Consider the following 15,031-nt stretch of genomic DNA (forward strand, 5'->3'; position numbering starts at 1 on the left):
AGCAAAGGAGACATTTCAGATGAGTAAGGTACTGGTCGTGACATCAGGCAAGGGCGGGGTCGGCAAGACCACGACGACCGCCGCGCTGGGCGCCGCACTGGCGCAACGCGGCGACAAGGTCGTCGTCGTCGATTTCGACGTCGGCTTGCGCAACCTCGACCTCGTGATGGGCGCCGAGCGCCGTGTGGTGTTCGACCTCATCAACGTGGTGCAGGGTGTGGCGAAACTCCCGCAGGCGCTGATCAAAGACAAGCGGCTTGAGAACCTCTGGCTGCTGCCGGCATCCCAAACCCGCGACAAGGACGCGCTGACCGAGGAGGGCGTCGGCAAGGTCATCGACGACCTGCGCAGCCGCTTCGACTGGGTGATCTGCGACAGCCCGGCCGGCATCGAGCGCGGCGCCTCGATGGCGATGCGCTTTGCAGACGAAGCCGTGATCGTCACCAATCCGGAAGTCTCCTCGGTGCGCGATTCCGACCGCATCATCGGCATGCTCGATTCCAAGACCGTGCGGGCCGAGAAGGGCGAGCGCGTCGAGAAGCACATTCTCATCACTCGTTACGATCCCTCGCGTGCCGCGCGCGGCGAGATGCTGACCATCGACGACATCCTGGAAATCCTCGCGACGCCTCTGCTCGGCATCATCCCGGAGAGCCAGGACGTGCTGAAAGCCTCCAATGTCGGTACGCCGGTGACGCTGTCGAATGCGGAAGGCGCGCCTGCGCGGGCCTATATCGACGCGGCGCGGCGGCTCTGCGGCGACACCGTGCCGATGCAGGTGCCGACCGAGCGCAAGGGATTCATGGATCGTCTGCTGCGACGGAGGGCTGCATGAGCATGGGTCTGCTCCGGCTTCTCCGCGGCAACAAGGCGTCCGCACCCGTCGCTCGCGAACGGTTGCAGATCCTGCTTGCCCATGAACGCGGACTGCGCGGCCAGCCCGATCTGCTCGGCGTGCTGCGTGAGGAAATTCTCGCCGTCGTGTCCAGGCACGTCACGCTGGACCCAACCAAAGTCATCGTGCGGCTCGAGCGCGGCGACGAGGTCTCGACCCTCGAGGTCGATATCGAGGTTCCCAACGATTTCGAACGCAAGCGTGTGGCGGTCGCGTAGGGGACGCGACTGACAACGGCCCGTTTTGGGGTGGGTGAGAAGGCGGTCCGCTGGGCATAGCGGGCCGCCTTCGTCGTTTGGGTGTGCAAGCGGAACGAGACGCGCTACTCGATCGTTGTAGAAAACCCGCGGAGCGCCGAGCCGGGCGCCGCGGTTTCCTCAGAACCGGAGAGCGCCAATGATGTCCGAGGTCCAGGTTCATACCGTCGCCCGGCAGATGCTGGAAAAGCATGGTTTCGCTGCAATTGCGAAGGCTGCCGAACAGGCCCAGGCCTGCGAGGGCCGCGGCGAGGCGGATGAGGCGAAGGAATGGCGCCACATTGAGGATGCCATGAAGATCATCCGCGGTCCGCATCAGAGCTGATAGGCCAGTCTGCCAGCGCCTCGACGCCTAGGTAAGCGCCTGCATGCGGCCGCGAGCCGGCGGGGTCCTGCTCGGTCGGGCCTAGCGCTCGCCCTGCTCGGCGCCTTGCGTCATCGGCTTGTGCTGCGTCTGCGGCTGTGCCCGCTCGCCGGTTTCCTTGCAGGGGAGCTGCTCCCAGGATCCGTCCGCCGCCTCCTGATAGGCGCTGCAGGATGATGAGGCCGCCTTGTCCTCGCCCTTCTGGGCATCGGAATTCTTCGCCAGCGCGGGTGCTGCCAGCACGGCGCTGGCCGCGAGCACGCCGGTGAAGACGAGATGAGTGATCCGCATGGGGTTCTCCGGTATGAAGACGCCCCGCATGCTGGCCAGGAATGTGACGATTATGGGCCGCGACGGCGGTTCCGTCGCGGTGTGCTTAACGGTGGGAAGTGCCTAGCCGCCCTTGCTGCGGATCAGGCCGGCCAGGTTGGTCTTCTGCTTCTCGCACCAATTGCTCATGCCGAGCCGGCGCTGGTCGAGATCGGTCGCTTGCGTCGCCACCGCGACCTCGGCCATGACGTCGTCGGACTGCTTCTCGCCCATCTTGCCGCCGGTATGCATGAAGGCGATCGCCTTGCGCACCTGCTCGGTGGTGCCGTCGGGCAGCTGCATCTGCTGTGCCTTCTGCACCAGATCCTGGTAGACGACGTCCGTACCCGGACACTGGACCTTGGCGGCGAAGGCTTGCAGGACCAGCGTCACGTAGGTTGAGCGCGGATGGTCGTCAGCCGCCTGGGCTGGAGCGGCGAGCAGCAACAGGCCTGCCATCAGGAAAGGGGTGCGCATCCTTAGTATCCTCCTCGTTTTTTTGGGAGGCTAGCGTCCGGCGGGCCGCTCCGCAATGGTCGGCGGGGCCGGATCCGCTCGGACGACTCGGCGAGGCCAACGACCTCGCGCCGATGGCACTGACCGTGCTCTCGAACAAGCTGTCAGGCTACGTCACCGGCGCGGCCTTCGTCGTCGACGGCGGATTGTCGCTGACGAACTGGTTCGAAGCGCCGGTGCTTGACGATTAGTCAGCGACGCCAGGCCGGCACGGGATCGAGCGGCGTGCGATAGACTTCGTTGTGATCGCGATCAGTGACGCGCACCGCGCAACCTTTTCGCTGCAGCTCAGGCTTCACCTGCGACAGCTCGGTGGCGAGCTGAACGGCGCGATCGGAGGCGACCTCGATGTCTTCGAGAATGATTCCGCCCTGGTTCTTGAACTCTTCACCAACCACGAGATCGAAGGAATAGTACGGCATCCGAGTTCCCCGGTGTGACGACCCAAATTTCCAAAAGAAGCCTTCAACGGAAGTCTTCAAAACATGAGGCATCGTACCACTGAGTCGATATTTAGCCGATGAACGGATCGCGGAATCTCTGTGCTTATGGCGCAGAAATGATGTGCAGCATTCGAGCGCATTAAGATTTTATTAAATATATCCGCCTGATCATAAGGCATGGAATTGCAGCAGAACCGGGCTCCGGGAACCGGCAGCTGCAAGAGAAGGCCGGCGGCATAGATCCCGACGGCCTTTTCTCTTTGCGCAAATTGGCGCGTTACCGTAGTTGCCCGGACTCACATCATCACATCGAGTCGGACAGCCTGCACCGTCGTCTGATGCAGACCTAGTGCACCGGCATCGGTGGACGCACGACAGGTCCGTCATCATCGGCCACAGTTTGCGTCGTCGCGACCGGTGGTGCCACCGGCGGCGGAACCGCGGCAGCCTGTGACGGCGGCGGCGGGGGTGCGATCGGTGGCGGCGAATAAGCCGGCGCGTAGGTGTGCGACACGACCGGCTTCGGTTTGCGAACCGGCGGCGGCATCGGCGCCGGAGGACGCGGCTGCAGCGCAGACACGCGCGCACGCGGATCGACCGGCGGTTTTGTCTCGGCGACCGGCTTTGGCGCTGATGGCTTCGCCATGTCGCGGACCATCTGCTCCTGACTTGTTTTCAACTCGGCGATGTTGGCCTTGAGCTGCTCGATCTGCTGCGCCATCGCGGCGATGTCGCGCGTCATGGACTCCACTGTTTGCGTGGCGTCGGCTTGTGTCGCGGCGGGCGCGGCAGCGGCGGTGACAATCGGTGCTGCGGGCGTCGCCGCAGTTTGGTCGGTGGCCTGATCCTGTGCGACCGGCGGCGCGGCTTGCGCGGCTGCGACCGGCGCTGTCTGCGATGTCGATGGCAACAGCGACGCCAAGGCCGGTGTCCATTCGGCGAGCATCTGCGTCGCGGTGTCGCCGTGTTTCTCCCAGGCGATGGTGGCAGCGGCGCTACCGCCTGCAAAAAGGAACGTGACGAATGCGCCGCGCAGCCATTTGCCGGCGGCCGATCGCTTCGGCCGGCTGAGACCATCGCTCGCGGTCACGCGCACGGCGGTGCCGACCGAGGCCGTAGCCGGCTGCGGCCCCAGGACGGGGATGACCTTCGGCTCCAGATGAATCTTGGGCTCCGGCGCGAATATCGGCTCCGGACGGGCCGTGAACTCGGGTGCCAGCGTGGGCGCTTCGCTGCTCACGCGCGAAGCCCGCACCACGTCGGGCGTAATCTGGACGGCGTCGTGCGGATCGTTGTTGCTGACCGTGTCTTTCACGATCTCATCGACGATCTGCCGGCTGTTCAACGTCGCGAGCATCGCAGCTCCTCTGAAGGCTGGTCGTCCGCATTGGCGCGAGCCGATCTGTTGCGTGGGCCCATCCCAATCTGTTCAGCTTGGGCCGATGTCGCACGAGTCCAGCCGGGTTTGACCAAAGCAAGGCGAGGCGATGGAGACATCGCGACCGTCTTCCGCCCTTTGTGGTGATGGAACCAGCCGCGCGGAACACGGGCACGTGTTCCGCATTGCCTTGTTTTCAGCACGATTTGGGCAGCATTCTTGCGGTGCTGGGGGCGCTGCTATCCGCTATCGGGGGGGCCGGCGGTGCCAAGATTTTTATTCGCTTTGTTCGTCTTTGCCTTGCTGCCACTCGGCGGCTGCATGCAGACGACTCTCTCGCCATCGACGGATGCGAGCATGACGGCGCGCGACCGGCAGTTGCTGGCGCACACGCCTTACGCCCAGGCGAGCGTGCCTGAGCAATTTCTCCGCCACATCGTCGATTATCCGCGCAAGGAGCAGCCGGGCACGATCCTGGTCGATACCGATGCGCGCTACCTCTACTACGTGCTGCCCGACGGCAAGGCGATCCGCTACGGCGTCGCGGTCGGCGAAGAGGCGATGGCCTTCTCGGGCGTCGCGCGTGTCGGGCGTCTGGCGGAATGGCCGGACTGGGTGCCGACCGCAGAGATCCAGGCGCGACTCGGGCCGTATCCGGCGCGCGTGGCCGGTGGTCCCGCCAATCCACTGGGTGCGCGCGGCATCTATCTCTATGCCGGCAACAAGGACACGCTTTACCGCATTCACGGCACCAACCAGCCGGAATATATCGGGCAGGCGATCTCCTCGGGCTGCATCCGGATGCGCAACGAGGACGTGATCGATCTGTTCGATCGGGTGAAGCTCAACGCGACCGTCGTGGTGCTGCCGCCAGGACAAAGCGCGCAGATCGCGGCGGGGTCCAGTTGGCGCGGGTGAGGCAGCAGATCTGACCTGTTACGTCAGCCGTGTCACTGAAGCTTGAAAGGCGGGACCGCGTCGATCGACGACCAGGCCGCTGCAAAGGTGAACTGCTTCACAGGCGCTAGGCGCCGATTGCGCTATGTCTCAATGGCTCGTTGCCATTGGAGGCATCATGCAAAAATTTCTTGATCAATTGAATGAGGACGACCGACGCGTTGTCCGCAAGTGGCGTTTGGCCACGCTTGGCTTCTACGGATCGATCCTGGCCGGACTGGTCGTGTACACCGTGCTGCACTGGAATCCGGAGGTCAATTACGCATCGGCCGATTCCGCGGCCCACGCGAAGCTCACGGGCACGCCAGTCAGCGACGGACGCGCGCCGTTCCGGCCTTAATCCTCGGGCCGCGCGACGCGCCATTGCAACGTCGTGGCTGTGCCATTGGCTTCGCCCGGCGCCTTGTCGGCCACCGACGTGTAGAGCGGGCGGTAGCGGAAGGCCCACATCTTGCTGCCGTCGCTGCGGGTAATCGGCGTGAAATCGCCGGTCGCCTGGGCATTCGCGGGAGCAGCCAGCGGAATCCAGGCCTCAGCACATTTGCCGTTACAGCTTGACGTCTTGCCACTGGTGTCACGCTCATAGAAGTAGAGCGTCATGCCCTTGAGATCGACGAGCTTGGGGCCCTGATTGGTCAGAACGTAGCGCGCGGGTGCGGGCACCGCCTCGGTCTTCGCCGGAGCAGTGGCTTCGCCGCCGCCGCCATGCCCGTTCGCGAGCGCATGACCGGTGGACAGCGCGATGACTGCGGCGGCAATGACGAACCTGAACATCCGAGACTCCAAACCGGCAAAGTTAATTGCGCGTTAAGCGCAGAATTGGCGCCGACCGTAACAGCGGAAGGTTAGTTCCAGGTTTCGCGGGTCTGCGACAAATACGTACAAAGCTACGGGTATATCTACACCTCGCGCAGAGGGGCACGGCTGAGCTCGTTGCCGGCGGCGATGGCCTTGCGCAAGAGCCGCATCAGATCCTCGCCTTCCCTGGCGCTGAGACCGCGCAGCATGATCGCTTGCGCGGATTCGACCGCGGGCGTGATCTTGCGCAGAACGCGGCGGCCTTGGTCGGTGATCTCGAGCTCGCGGGCGCGGCGGTCGCGAGGACTGGCGCGCCGCTCAGTGAGGCCCTTCTGCACGAGGCGATCGACCACGCCGGTGATGGTGGTCCGGTCATAGGCGATCAATCCTGCGAGCGTGACCTGGTCGAGCCCGGGATTGGCCTTGATGGTCGCAAGGGCTGCGTACTGCACCGGGGTGAGGTCGAAGCCGGCGTCGCCAACCTCGGCCAGAAATACGGCGACCGCGATCTGCTGGAACCGCCGCGCCAGATGGCCGGGCATGTCGTTGTTGTCTTTCACCGAATTCTCCGTGAGGCAGGGACGGTGCACGATTGTTGACAAGTATACTGATGATCAGCATACTGAGCAATATCCAAAAGACGTCAACGGGAGAGGTGCTCATGCAATTCCATCTCAATGGATTCAGGCCTGGCGACCCCGAGATTGCCGATCCCGCCGAGCGCGTTCAGGCCTCGGGCGCCATCGGCGCCGTGCCTGACGAGGTCGATGTCCTCATCGTCGGCTGTGGCCCCGCGGGCCTGACGCTCGCGGCCCAGCTCGCGCAATTTCCTGACATCAGGACCTGCATCGTCGAGCAGAAGCAGGGCCCGCTCACGGTCGGCCAGGCCGACGGCATCGCCTGCCGCACCATGGAGATGTTCCACGCCTACGGTTTCAGCGAGCGCGTGCTGAAGGAGGCCTATTGGGTCAACGAGACGACGTTCTGGAAGCCGGACGAGTGGGCACCCGAAAAAATCGTTCGCGGCGGCCGCGTGCAGGACGTCGAAGACGGGCTGTCGGAATTCCCGCATGTGATCCTCAACCAGGCCCGCATTCATGACGGATTTCTCGACGTCATGCGAAAATCGCCGGCCAAGCTCGAGCCCTATTACGGAAGGCGCCTGCTCGACCTCCAGGTCGATCCGGCCGCAGAGCCCGCCGATCACGCCGTGACCGTGCACCTCGAACGCGTCGATGCTGCCAACGAGGGCAAGGTCGAGACCATCAGGGCGCGCTACGTCGTCGGTTGCGACGGCGCGCGCAGCACGGTGCGTAAATCGATCGGGCGCGAGCTGCATGGCGATTCAGCCAACCACGCCTGGGGCGTGATGGACGTGCTGGCGATCACCGATTTCCCCGATATCCGCTTCAAGGCCCTGATCCAGTCGGCGAAGGACGGCAGCCTTCTGATCATTCCGCGCGAAGGCGGCTACATGGTTCGTCTCTATGTCGAACTGGCAAAGCTCGACGTCGGCGAGCGCGTTGCCAACCGCAACATCACGGCCGACGAGGTGATTGCGAAAGCGCAGCGTATCCTTGCGCCGCATAAGCTCGACGTGAAAGAGATCGCCTGGTGGTCGGTCTATGAGATCGGCCAGCGCCTGACCGACAAGTTCGACGACGTGCCAGAGGCCGAGATCGACACGCGCCTGCCGCGCATCTTCATCGCCGGCGATGCCTGTCATACCCATAGCCCGAAGGCGGGGCAGGGCATGAACGTCTCGATGCAGGACGCCTTCAATCTCGGCTGGAAGCTCGCGGCTGTGCTGCGGAATCAGAGCGCGCCGAGTCTGCTGCATTCCTATTCGGCCGAGCGGCAGGCGGTAGCGAAGGAGCTGATCGATTTCGATCGCGAGTGGGCGGGGATTCTCGCTTCTGCAGCGAAAGCCGGCGGCGCCGATGCCGCCAGGACGCAGGATTATTTCGTCAGGCACGGCCGTTACACGGCGGGCACGGCGACGCATTACACGCCATCGATCCTCACCGGCGCAGCCTCGCATCAGCATCTCGCGCAAGGCCTCGTCATCGGCACACGATTCCATTCGGCGCCAGTGATACGGCTCGGCGATGCGAAGCCTGTTCATCTCGGTCATGCGGCGCAGGCCGATGGCCGTTTCCGCATCTACGCGTTCTCCGGCGCCGAAGATCCGGCCGCCGCCGGCTCCGCCGTTCGCGCGCTGTGCAATTTCCTCGCCGAGGCCAGGGAATCGCCGCTCAGGCGGTACACGCCAGCCGGTGCCGACATCGATGCCGTGATTGATCTGCGTGCGGTGTTTCAGCAGGACCATCGCGCGCTCGCGATCGCGGCGATGCCAGCGCTGCTGCTGCCGCGCAAAGGGCGCTACGGCTTGCTCGACTACGAAAAGATGTTTTGTCCGGACCTCAAAAGCGGACACGACGTTTTCGCGATGCGCGGCATCGATCGAAAGGCCGGCTGCATGGTCGTGGTGCGGCCGGATCAATATGTCGCGCAGGTGCTGCCGCTCCATGATTTTTCGGCGCTCGCCGCGTATTTCGATGGCTTCATGTTGCAGGCGGCCTGAAGCGTGGTCCGCCGATGAATGGCGGATGAATATTGAACTGCATGCGCGGCGCGCCTCTCAGTCTTTTTGGCTGATGCGACCTTTGCGCACGGAACGCTTCGTTCCGCTCGCGCGTTCCGCCTCTCAGAGGAGGACTACGCCATGAGACTGAGAACCGCTTTAGTTGCAGCATTGCTGCTCGCGCCGACGGCCGCATTGGCCGCGCCAGGCATCGTCACCGTCTCGACCGGTCTGCGCGCCGGCCCAGGGGCGGGCTTTCCACTTGTCGATCGCGTCCCCGAGGGCGCCCGCGTCAACATCCATGGTTGCCTGCGTGGCAATGCCTGGTGCGACGTGAGCCTCGCAGACGATCGCGGCTGGGTGTCGTCGCAATATCTCGAATATCTCTACCGCAATCACTACGTTTATCTGCCCGATTATGCCGACGAGGTCGACGTGCCCATCGTCCCGTTCGTGCTGAGCTCGTACTGGTCGAGCTATTATGAGGGGCGCCCTTGGTATCGCCGCCACGCCTACTGGAACAACTACTGGACCTCGCATGAGCGCTTTGCGACGCGGATGACCATCGACCCGCACGCCGCACGCATCGGACGTGCAGCGACGCGTGACGCTGCGGTCGCGCTGGGCCGCGACGCGCATGCCAGGGGTGACGCGCATGCCAAGGGTAATGTCACGGTCTCCGGGCGTGATGCCGCGACGGCGCGGCATGATGCGACCATCGCAAAGCGCGACGCTGCGGTTGGCGTCGATCGGAATCGTAGCGAACGGAGCCAGCGTTTCGTCAACGAGCGGACCGCGGTGCAGGGTCGCAATCCCCGTGATGCGCAGGCGCGCATGATGCACGAACAGGCGGCCAGCCGCGCCGCAGTCCACGCGCAGCCAGTGGCGCGTGCACATGAAGCGCCGCGTGTGTCAGCCGCGCCTGTGGCCCGGCCCGCGATGCCCCATATGGCTCAGCCGGATGTCAGCCATGGTGCGCCGATGAATGCGCATGCGCAGATGCCGGCGCCGCGAGCGGCTGCGCCTGCGATGCCGCATCCCGGTGGAGGCGGTGGCGCTCCACATGTCAACGCGGCCCCGCACGGCGGCGGCCCGCAGAAGCACTAGCATTGACCAATGAAAGCCCGGCCGTCGCGCCGGGCTTTTGCCTGGGTTGAAGCGGTTCCGTGCGCGTACAATTTAAGAAAGTTCTTCGCGGGCAGATTTCATCGATCGTAATATGTGTATTCAAAGCTGTAAGCATCCACTCGGGGCAGCGGGGCACGGGAGGATGTAGATGAGACAGAGCCAGGCGGAGTCGCGCCGCCAAAATGTCGCGAAGCGGTCGATGACCAAAGAGGCGAGGCAACTGGCCGGCCTGATTGCCGGCTTGCGCAAATCCCTCGACGGCATCCACAAGGAGCGGACGAGCACAAAGCTCTCCGGCGCCGAAATGGGGATGCTCGACGAGCGCCGCAACAATTTGTTGCTCACCATTGCTGCCCTGGACGATCGTCTGTCGGCTGTGCAGGGTCTGATCGATCTCGGCCGTCCACACGTCATCCGCGTCCACTGAGCGGATCGGCTCGGCATTATCGGTTCCGTCGCGGCGGCGATGGGCCGGCGCCCGGCTGGCGGCTCTGCGCCGCACGGGCATGGCGGCGAGCAAGCTCCCGGCAAGCAAAATCGCATTGATGTTGCGGCGTATCGACCTCCGACGCTCGGCTGGAACCGGTGCCGGCGCACAATGCTGCCGCGGACGGCACCAAATTGCCACGCTCCCGGCGAATTGCCGCCAAAGCCCGCTGCCACGAGGAGAACGGGTGCAGGGCAACGCAAGGGGACAAGCATTGGCCTACAAAATGGTCGCAGAACGCGACAATGAGAAGTACAGTTTTGCCCGCGAGAGCCGGTTGCTCATCGTGGCGAAGGCGAAGGTTTGGGCGAGCGAAGGGTGGCGGGTCGTGATCACCGATCAGGACGGCAAGGCCTATGCTCCGCCGGAGTTCGATCAGTTGCTGGCGGCGTGATCGCGGGACGGGCTAGGGGACGACATTGAGATCGCACATTCGACCGGGGCGCGAACTCGTCGCGCCTCTGGTGATTCTTGGGACCATGACTGCTGCCGCAATTGTGCTGACGGCACCGCTTGCCTCCGCGCAAAATCTCGACGCCGGTAAATCGCCCGAAAAGCTGTTCGCCGACGGTTGCACGGCCTGCCATCGCAATCCGCAGGGGCTTGCGAAAGGGCGCTACACTCTGACGCTGTCCTGGTTCCTGCAGGACCATTATTCGGCCAGCTCCGATAGCGCCAAGGCGCTCGCGGCCTATCTGGTGTCGGTCGATACGCCGGCTCCAAGCGCTCCGGCGAAGCCTGGCGCAAAGTCAGCGCGATCCAAGCCGCGTCCGCCTAAGCCGGCACAGAGCCAGTAGTCGTCGCTACCCGCGCCGATAGGTTTGCGCGATCAGGCGGTCGTGCACGGCGCGCAAATCGGCGTTCATGCGGGTCTGTCCCGTCGTGACGAAGGACAGCCAGGCGCCGTCGGCGGCCAGACGCACGATCTGAAGCTCTGGGCGCCGCATCGCTGGCGCGGTGGCGTTTCAAGCGCGCCTTCATCCAGTCGTTCCAGAGCCTGCGCAGTGACGGGTCGGTGACGACCACCATGCTTAGCGCCGCCCATGGCGTGGCGAAGCCGAACGCCTTGCCGGTGAACACCGCGTTGACATAGGCGCGCGTAAAACTGCCGCGCGGCTTCGGATCTGCTTTGACGGCCGCGTCGATCTCGGCATCGACGCGGGCGAGCAGATCGGCGAACAGGCCCTCGATCAACGCCTGCTTGCTTCCGAAATGATGAAACAGCCCGCCCTTGGTGACGCCGGCCGCCGCTGCCACCGCCTGCACCGTGATGCCGGAGACGCCGTGGTCCATGGCGATATCAGCGGCGTGGTCGAGCAGGGCACGCCGCACCTGCTCGGGCTGCTTGGCGCGGGTATAGGCACTCGCCGGCATCAATGCGCCGTCGTCTGCGAGAACAGGTTGATGACCACGACGCCTGAGACAATCAGTCCGATGCCGACGAAGGCTGCGGCGTCGAGGATCTGGCGGAACAGCACGAAAGAGACCGTGGCGGTCAGGATGATGCCGACGCCGCCCCAGATTGCATAGGCGATGCTCAGGGGAATGACCCGGATCGCGACCGACAGCACGTAGAACGAGGCGACGTAGAACAGCACCATCGCCAGCGTCGGCCAGGGCCGGGTGAACTGCGCGGACTGCTGCAGGAAGGCGGACGCCGTCACCTCGAACACGATGGCGAGGGCAAGCGCAGCATAGGAGGTGAAAGCGGACGTCATGGCGATCTCGGGCATGGCGCGAGAAAGACACCGCGCGGTAGGTATGTTAGCAACGCACAACGCGGCTTTGGCCGGCAGCAAATATCACGTGTCAGTGACGGACCTGCGACAGGGGACCGCAGGGGCGACAACACAAAGCTGCCGCGCGAGGGATCGCGCGGCAGCTCCAAGCTGTCGTGAGCCGATGCGGCCCTAGTTGATTCGCACGGTGAGTTCGACGTCCTCGGCGAAGGGCGTGGACATGTAGCCGTTACCGGGCGTACGGACGCGCGCGAGATAGTCGGGGTTGAAGTCGGCGTTGTCGGCGACGATGATCGCGCCGGGCTTCAGACGGCCTTCGACCAGATCGAGGATTTCCGGGTAGAGCGCCTTGGCGCCGTCGAGCAGCACGAGATCGATCTGATCGGGCAGATCCTTGCTCAGCGTCCTCAGCGCATCGCCTTCGCGAATTTCGACGAGATCGATCAGCCCGCCGTCCCTGAGGTTTTCCCGCGCCCGCGCCGCCTTGGACGGCTCGAACTCGCTGGTGATGAGGCGGCCGCCGCCATTGTCGCGCAAGCCTGCGGCCAAATGCAGGGTCGAGATGCCGAACGAGGTGCCGAACTCGACGATCACCTTCGCGCGCGAGCTGCGCGCTAGCATGTACAACAGGTGACCGGTCTCGCGTGAGACCGCGAGCGGTGCGTCCTTCAGGCGTGCGTAGAGGTCGCGGTAATCGGTCTTGCTCTGCATCATCCGAGTGCGGTCGGCGTCGATCACGTCGGCGAAGGCGGCTCGCGTTACGCCGCGTGCTGCTTCGTCCTGGTCGAACAGGCGATCCAGCAGCGGCGCAAGCGAGGTGATGGTTAGGGTGGTCATTTCGTGTCTCCAGAGTTCGCGGCAAGGCGTGGGCTTGCGTGCGGATTGAAATACGACTAATTCGTCGCATTTCCTATTCGCATTCCCCCGAGCGCATCATGGCCGATCGTCGAAGTCGTTCAGTTTCCTCACGAAAACAGCCGCAACAGGCCCGCTCCAACGAGCTGGTCGCGGCCATTCTGGATGCCGCTGTTCAGGTCCTGGCGAAGGAGGGGGCACAGCGCTTCACCACCGCGCGGGTGGCGGAGCGGGCCGGGGTCAGCGTCGGATCGCTCTACCAATATTTTCCGAACAAGGCGGCGATCCTGTTCCGCCTGCAGAGCGACGAGTGGCGAAGCACGAGCGAGCTCCTGCGCGGCATTTTGGCGGACGAGACGAAGCCGCCCTTGGTGCGCCTGCGCGCGCTGGTTCACGCCTTCATACGCTCCGAATGCGAGGAGGCTGCGATCCGCGGCGCGCTGAGCGATGCGGCACCGCTCTATCGCGATGCGCCCGAGGCGCAAGACGCACGAGCGGCCGGCGAGGGCATCGTCGCAGCCTTCATGCGGGAGACGCTGCCAAAGGCCTCGGAGGCGACGTGCGAGCTTGCCGGGGAGCTGATCAAGACGACGCTGGCCGAGGTCGGCAAGCGGTTCTCGGAAACGCCGCGCAGCGAGGCCGAGATATCGCTTCATGCCGACGGGCTGGCCGACATGTTCTGCGCCTATCTCGATGAGCTTGCACGCCGCGGACGTCATTCCTGACATCTGCGTTTGCGGCCCAATATCGTTTCGGTTTCCGTGGGATCATGGGTTAGCCTTGCATCGTCCTTGGTCCAAGCTCGAGTGCCGCGCCATGCATGTCCTTCGGCCCCAATTCCGCATCGAGGAGCAGCGCGCACTGGAATTTGCGGGCCGGCGCGGCTTCGGCGTGATCGTGGCGGCGGATGCGAACGGCCCGCGCGCCTCGCACGTGCCGTTCGTGCTGGTCGAGCGTGATGGACGCGTGATCGTGCAGATCCATTTCACGGCAAAAAACCCGCTGGTTGAGCTTGCCGACGGCGTCAAGCGCTTCCTGCTGATCGTTGCCGGCGATGATGCCTACATCTCCAATGACTGGTACGCCTCGCCCGACAATGTCTCGACCTGGCTCTACGAGGCCGTGCATCTGTCGGGTGTGGCGCATCTGCGCCGGCACGATGAGAATCGTGGCCATGGCGATGCGCTGCTCGCGGTCGCCGAGGCGCGGCTCCCAAAACAGCCCTGGGACCTCCAGCAGATGGAGCCGGGCAAGCGCGAGAGCATGCTGGCTGCGATCCGCGTCGTCGATCTCGTGGTCGATCAGATCGAGGGGCAGGCCAAGCTCAACCAGCACAAGAGCGATGCGGACCATGTCGCGGTCGCCGATCAATTAGGGCGGTCTGAGGAGACCGGGCACCGGAGGCTGGCGCAGAAGATGCAAGCCCTGCGGCCGGGGCTCCGGTACGACATTTCGTGATCCGGGCTACGCTTGCCACATCCAGCTTTTGACCCTACGGACCTCTGCATGCTCGTCATCTCGATTCAAAGCCAGGTGGTCCACGGCCACGTCGGCAACAGCGCTGCGGTCCACGCGATGCAGGCGGAGGGCGTCAATGTCGCTGCGGTGCCGACGACGCTGCTGTCGAACCATCCGCGCTATCCAACCTCGCGCGGACGGGTGCTCGACGCTGAGCTAGTCGCCGATCTGCTGCGAGGTGTCGAGGAGCGGGACCTTGTCGATGAGGCGGCCGTGCTCGTCACGGGCTATCTCGGCTCGCCCGACAACGCCGTCGTCATCGCCGATTTCGTCGAGCGAGCGCTGTCGCGCAATTCGAAGCTCGTCTATCTCTGTGATCCCGTCATCGGCGACGACGGCCGCGTCTACGTCGCCGATGGCATTTTGGACGTGGTGCGACACCGCCTGTTGCCGGCCGCACATCTGATCACGCCGAACCAGTTCGAGCTCGAGCTGCTCTCCGGCGTCAAGATCGCAGACACCGACGACCTGCGTGCTGCAGCGGCTGCAATTACGGGACAACGCCGGATCGACGTCGTTGCCACCGGCTGCATGCTCGCCGACACGCCGGTGGGACAGGTGGAGACGATCCTGTGCGCCGACGGCCAATTATCGCGCTTTGCGACGCCACGGCTGCCGATCCGGCCCTATGGCACCGGCGATCTCCTCACCGGCCTGATCGCGGCCCACCTCGCCAAGGGCACGGCAATCGAGGCGGCGGTGCGGCTTGCGGTCGAGACCATCTTTGCCGTGCTCGTTCGCACGCAAGCCGCAGGATCGGAAGAGATGCGTCTCGTGCCGTTGCCGGCCTCAGGAAATTGAGC

General features: G+C 64.5%; 21 protein-coding genes and 2 pseudogenes. 14 read left to right on the forward strand and 9 right to left on the reverse strand.

Annotated features, from left to right (window positions below; translation table 11 throughout):
* Window positions 1-19: 19 nt before the first annotated feature.
* The 3 genes from minD (at window position 20) to V1280_RS04235 (ending at window position 1,477) form a co-directional block, all read left to right on the forward strand.
* Window positions 20-835 carry a septum site-determining protein MinD gene (minD, locus tag V1280_RS04225; RefSeq protein WP_148755936.1) on the forward strand — a complete coding sequence of 272 codons (816 nt, stop codon included), beginning with the start codon at window positions 20-22 and terminating at the stop codon, window positions 833-835.
* Window positions 832-1,113 carry a cell division topological specificity factor MinE gene (gene minE, locus V1280_RS04230; protein ID WP_334519394.1) on the forward strand — a complete coding sequence of 94 codons (282 nt, stop codon included), beginning with the start codon at window positions 832-834 and terminating at the stop codon, window positions 1,111-1,113. The genes minD and minE overlap by 4 nt, the downstream gene beginning before the upstream one ends.
* 178 nt (window positions 1,114-1,291) lie before the next feature.
* Window positions 1,292-1,477: a hypothetical protein gene (locus tag V1280_RS04235; protein ID WP_212299569.1), complete on the forward strand. Its 186-nt coding sequence runs from the start codon at window positions 1,292-1,294 to the stop codon at window positions 1,475-1,477.
* An 81-nt stretch (window positions 1,478-1,558) separates the two neighbouring features.
* On the opposite strand, the gene V1280_RS04240 is transcribed toward V1280_RS04235, so the two are convergent.
* A complete protein-coding gene (locus V1280_RS04240; RefSeq protein ID WP_334519401.1) occupies window positions 1,559-1,807 on the reverse strand; it encodes a hypothetical protein in 249 nt (82 codons plus the stop codon).
* 102 nt (window positions 1,808-1,909) lie between these two features.
* Window positions 1,910-2,302, reverse strand: a complete 393-nt coding sequence (locus V1280_RS04245; protein WP_334519404.1) for a hypothetical protein — start codon at window positions 2,300-2,302, stop codon at window positions 1,910-1,912.
* A 74-nt stretch (window positions 2,303-2,376) separates the two neighbouring features.
* On the opposite strand from V1280_RS04245, the pseudogene V1280_RS04250 reads away from it, so the two are divergent.
* A pseudogene (locus V1280_RS04250) lies at window positions 2,377-2,532 on the forward strand (SDR family NAD(P)-dependent oxidoreductase); the annotation flags it as partial.
* On the opposite strand, the gene V1280_RS04255 reads toward V1280_RS04250, so the two are convergent.
* A complete protein-coding gene (locus V1280_RS04255) occupies window positions 2,533-2,763 on the reverse strand; it encodes a DUF6894 family protein (protein ID WP_027530842.1) in 231 nt (76 codons plus the stop codon). It abuts the pseudogene before it with no gap.
* Between the two features lie 367 nt (window positions 2,764-3,130).
* On the reverse strand, window positions 3,131-4,141 hold the full coding sequence (locus V1280_RS04260; RefSeq protein ID WP_334519415.1) for a hypothetical protein: 1,011 nt from the start codon (window positions 4,139-4,141) through the stop codon (window positions 3,131-3,133).
* 342 nt (window positions 4,142-4,483) lie between these two features.
* On the opposite strand from V1280_RS04260, the gene V1280_RS04265 reads away from it, so the two are divergent.
* Window positions 4,484-5,080: a L,D-transpeptidase gene (locus V1280_RS04265; protein ID WP_334519418.1), complete on the forward strand. Its 597-nt coding sequence runs from the start codon at window positions 4,484-4,486 to the stop codon at window positions 5,078-5,080.
* A gap of 157 nt (window positions 5,081-5,237) precedes the next feature.
* Complete coding sequence (locus tag V1280_RS04270; RefSeq protein WP_334519421.1) at window positions 5,238-5,459, forward strand: hypothetical protein; 222 nt, start codon at window positions 5,238-5,240, stop codon at window positions 5,457-5,459.
* Here the strand turns inward: V1280_RS04270 and V1280_RS04275 are convergent.
* Both V1280_RS04275 and V1280_RS04280 read right to left on the reverse strand, forming a co-directional pair.
* Window positions 5,456-5,893, reverse strand: coding sequence for a COG4315 family predicted lipoprotein (locus V1280_RS04275; RefSeq protein ID WP_334519424.1), 438 nt, complete (start codon window positions 5,891-5,893; stop codon window positions 5,456-5,458). The two genes, V1280_RS04270 and V1280_RS04275, sit on opposite strands and share 4 nt — an antisense overlap.
* A 125-nt stretch (window positions 5,894-6,018) precedes the next feature.
* A complete protein-coding gene (locus V1280_RS04280) occupies window positions 6,019-6,477 on the reverse strand; it encodes a MarR family winged helix-turn-helix transcriptional regulator (RefSeq protein WP_334519426.1) in 459 nt (152 codons plus the stop codon).
* Between the two features lie 101 nt (window positions 6,478-6,578).
* On the opposite strand from V1280_RS04280, the gene V1280_RS04285 reads away from it, so the two are divergent.
* The 5 genes from V1280_RS04285 to V1280_RS04305 all read left to right on the forward strand — a co-directional run bounded on the left by V1280_RS04285 (window position 6,579) and on the right by V1280_RS04305 (window position 10,913).
* On the forward strand, window positions 6,579-8,501 hold the full coding sequence (locus tag V1280_RS04285) for an FAD-binding monooxygenase (protein ID WP_334519429.1): 1,923 nt from the start codon (window positions 6,579-6,581) through the stop codon (window positions 8,499-8,501).
* Between the two features lie 141 nt (window positions 8,502-8,642).
* Window positions 8,643-9,608, forward strand: a complete 966-nt coding sequence (locus V1280_RS04290) for an SH3 domain-containing protein (protein WP_334519432.1) — start codon at window positions 8,643-8,645, stop codon at window positions 9,606-9,608.
* Between the two features lie 169 nt (window positions 9,609-9,777).
* Window positions 9,778-10,056 (forward strand): hypothetical protein, encoded by a 279-nt coding sequence (locus V1280_RS04295; protein WP_334519435.1) that lies wholly within the window; start codon window positions 9,778-9,780, stop codon window positions 10,054-10,056.
* Window positions 10,057-10,303: 247 nt separating this feature from the next.
* Window positions 10,304-10,510, forward strand: a complete 207-nt coding sequence (locus V1280_RS04300) for a hypothetical protein (protein WP_187437597.1) — start codon at window positions 10,304-10,306, stop codon at window positions 10,508-10,510.
* 85 nt (window positions 10,511-10,595) lie between these two features.
* Window positions 10,596-10,913 carry a hypothetical protein gene (locus V1280_RS04305; protein ID WP_334519440.1) on the forward strand — a complete coding sequence of 106 codons (318 nt, stop codon included), beginning with the start codon at window positions 10,596-10,598 and terminating at the stop codon, window positions 10,911-10,913.
* A 6-nt stretch (window positions 10,914-10,919) separates the two neighbouring features.
* On the opposite strand, the pseudogene V1280_RS04310 reads toward V1280_RS04305, so the two are convergent.
* The 3 genes and pseudogenes from V1280_RS04310 to V1280_RS04320 form a co-directional block, all read right to left on the reverse strand.
* Window positions 10,920-11,490, reverse strand: a pseudogene (locus V1280_RS04310) (TetR/AcrR family transcriptional regulator).
* Entirely contained in the window at window positions 11,490-11,834 is a 345-nt protein-coding gene (locus V1280_RS04315) for a DMT family transporter (protein ID WP_334519443.1), read from the reverse strand. Before V1280_RS04315 ends, V1280_RS04310 begins: the two are co-directional and overlap by 1 nt.
* A 192-nt stretch (window positions 11,835-12,026) precedes the next feature.
* The gene (locus V1280_RS04320) at window positions 12,027-12,692 is read right to left on the reverse strand and encodes an O-methyltransferase (protein ID WP_334519446.1); all 666 of its coding nucleotides are present in this window, start codon (window positions 12,690-12,692) and stop codon (window positions 12,027-12,029) included.
* 98 nt (window positions 12,693-12,790) lie between these two features.
* Here V1280_RS04320 and V1280_RS04325 point away from each other — a divergent pair, with 98 nt between their 5' ends.
* The 3 genes from V1280_RS04325 (at window position 12,791) to pdxY (ending at window position 15,029) form a co-directional block, all read left to right on the forward strand.
* The gene (locus tag V1280_RS04325) at window positions 12,791-13,435 is read left to right on the forward strand and encodes a TetR family transcriptional regulator (protein ID WP_334519449.1); all 645 of its coding nucleotides are present in this window, start codon (window positions 12,791-12,793) and stop codon (window positions 13,433-13,435) included.
* Window positions 13,436-13,526: 91 nt separating this feature from the next.
* Window positions 13,527-14,168: an FMN-binding negative transcriptional regulator gene (locus V1280_RS04330; RefSeq protein WP_334519453.1), complete on the forward strand. Its 642-nt coding sequence runs from the start codon at window positions 13,527-13,529 to the stop codon at window positions 14,166-14,168.
* 48 nt (window positions 14,169-14,216) lie between these two features.
* Window positions 14,217-15,029, forward strand: a complete 813-nt coding sequence (pdxY, locus tag V1280_RS04335) for a pyridoxal kinase (RefSeq protein ID WP_334519456.1) — start codon at window positions 14,217-14,219, stop codon at window positions 15,027-15,029.
* Window positions 15,030-15,031: the final 2 nt, after the last annotated feature.

The organism is Bradyrhizobium sp. AZCC 2230 (assembly GCF_036924495.1).
Taxonomy (GTDB): Bacteria; Pseudomonadota; Alphaproteobacteria; order Rhizobiales; family Xanthobacteraceae; genus Bradyrhizobium; species Bradyrhizobium rifense.

What these genes read in the sequence shown, in the direction of transcription:
- V1280_RS04260 (WP_334519415.1), bottom strand. Translation starts at nt 4,141, where the DNA reads ATGCTCGCGACGTTGAACAGCCGGCAGATCGTCGATGAGATCGTGAAA.
- V1280_RS04275 (WP_334519424.1), bottom strand. Translation starts at nt 5,893, where the DNA reads ATGTTCAGGTTCGTCATTGCCGCCGCAGTCATCGCGCTGTCCACCGGT.
- V1280_RS04265 (WP_334519418.1), top strand. Translation starts at nt 4,484, where the DNA reads ATGCAGACGACTCTCTCGCCATCGACGGATGCGAGCATGACGGCGCGC.
- V1280_RS04305 (WP_334519440.1), top strand. Translation starts at nt 10,596, where the DNA reads ATGACTGCTGCCGCAATTGTGCTGACGGCACCGCTTGCCTCCGCGCAA.
- V1280_RS04235 (WP_212299569.1), top strand. Translation starts at nt 1,292, where the DNA reads ATGATGTCCGAGGTCCAGGTTCATACCGTCGCCCGGCAGATGCTGGAA.
- minD (WP_148755936.1), top strand. Translation starts at nt 20, where the DNA reads ATGAGTAAGGTACTGGTCGTGACATCAGGCAAGGGCGGGGTCGGCAAG.
- V1280_RS04255 (WP_027530842.1), bottom strand. Translation starts at nt 2,763, where the DNA reads ATGCCGTACTATTCCTTCGATCTCGTGGTTGGTGAAGAGTTCAAGAAC.
- V1280_RS04325 (WP_334519449.1), top strand. Translation starts at nt 12,791, where the DNA reads ATGGCCGATCGTCGAAGTCGTTCAGTTTCCTCACGAAAACAGCCGCAA.
- V1280_RS04330 (WP_334519453.1), top strand. Translation starts at nt 13,527, where the DNA reads ATGCATGTCCTTCGGCCCCAATTCCGCATCGAGGAGCAGCGCGCACTG.
- V1280_RS04315 (WP_334519443.1), bottom strand. Translation starts at nt 11,834, where the DNA reads ATGACGTCCGCTTTCACCTCCTATGCTGCGCTTGCCCTCGCCATCGTG.
- V1280_RS04240 (WP_334519401.1), bottom strand. Translation starts at nt 1,807, where the DNA reads ATGCGGATCACTCATCTCGTCTTCACCGGCGTGCTCGCGGCCAGCGCC.
- V1280_RS04245 (WP_334519404.1), bottom strand. Translation starts at nt 2,302, where the DNA reads ATGCGCACCCCTTTCCTGATGGCAGGCCTGTTGCTGCTCGCCGCTCCA.
- V1280_RS04270 (WP_334519421.1), top strand. Translation starts at nt 5,238, where the DNA reads ATGCAAAAATTTCTTGATCAATTGAATGAGGACGACCGACGCGTTGTC.
- V1280_RS04295 (WP_334519435.1), top strand. Translation starts at nt 9,778, where the DNA reads ATGAGACAGAGCCAGGCGGAGTCGCGCCGCCAAAATGTCGCGAAGCGG.
- V1280_RS04290 (WP_334519432.1), top strand. Translation starts at nt 8,643, where the DNA reads ATGAGACTGAGAACCGCTTTAGTTGCAGCATTGCTGCTCGCGCCGACG.
- V1280_RS04285 (WP_334519429.1), top strand. Translation starts at nt 6,579, where the DNA reads ATGCAATTCCATCTCAATGGATTCAGGCCTGGCGACCCCGAGATTGCC.
- V1280_RS04320 (WP_334519446.1), bottom strand. Translation starts at nt 12,692, where the DNA reads ATGACCACCCTAACCATCACCTCGCTTGCGCCGCTGCTGGATCGCCTG.
- pdxY (WP_334519456.1), top strand. Translation starts at nt 14,217, where the DNA reads ATGCTCGTCATCTCGATTCAAAGCCAGGTGGTCCACGGCCACGTCGGC.
- minE (WP_334519394.1), top strand. Translation starts at nt 832, where the DNA reads ATGAGCATGGGTCTGCTCCGGCTTCTCCGCGGCAACAAGGCGTCCGCA.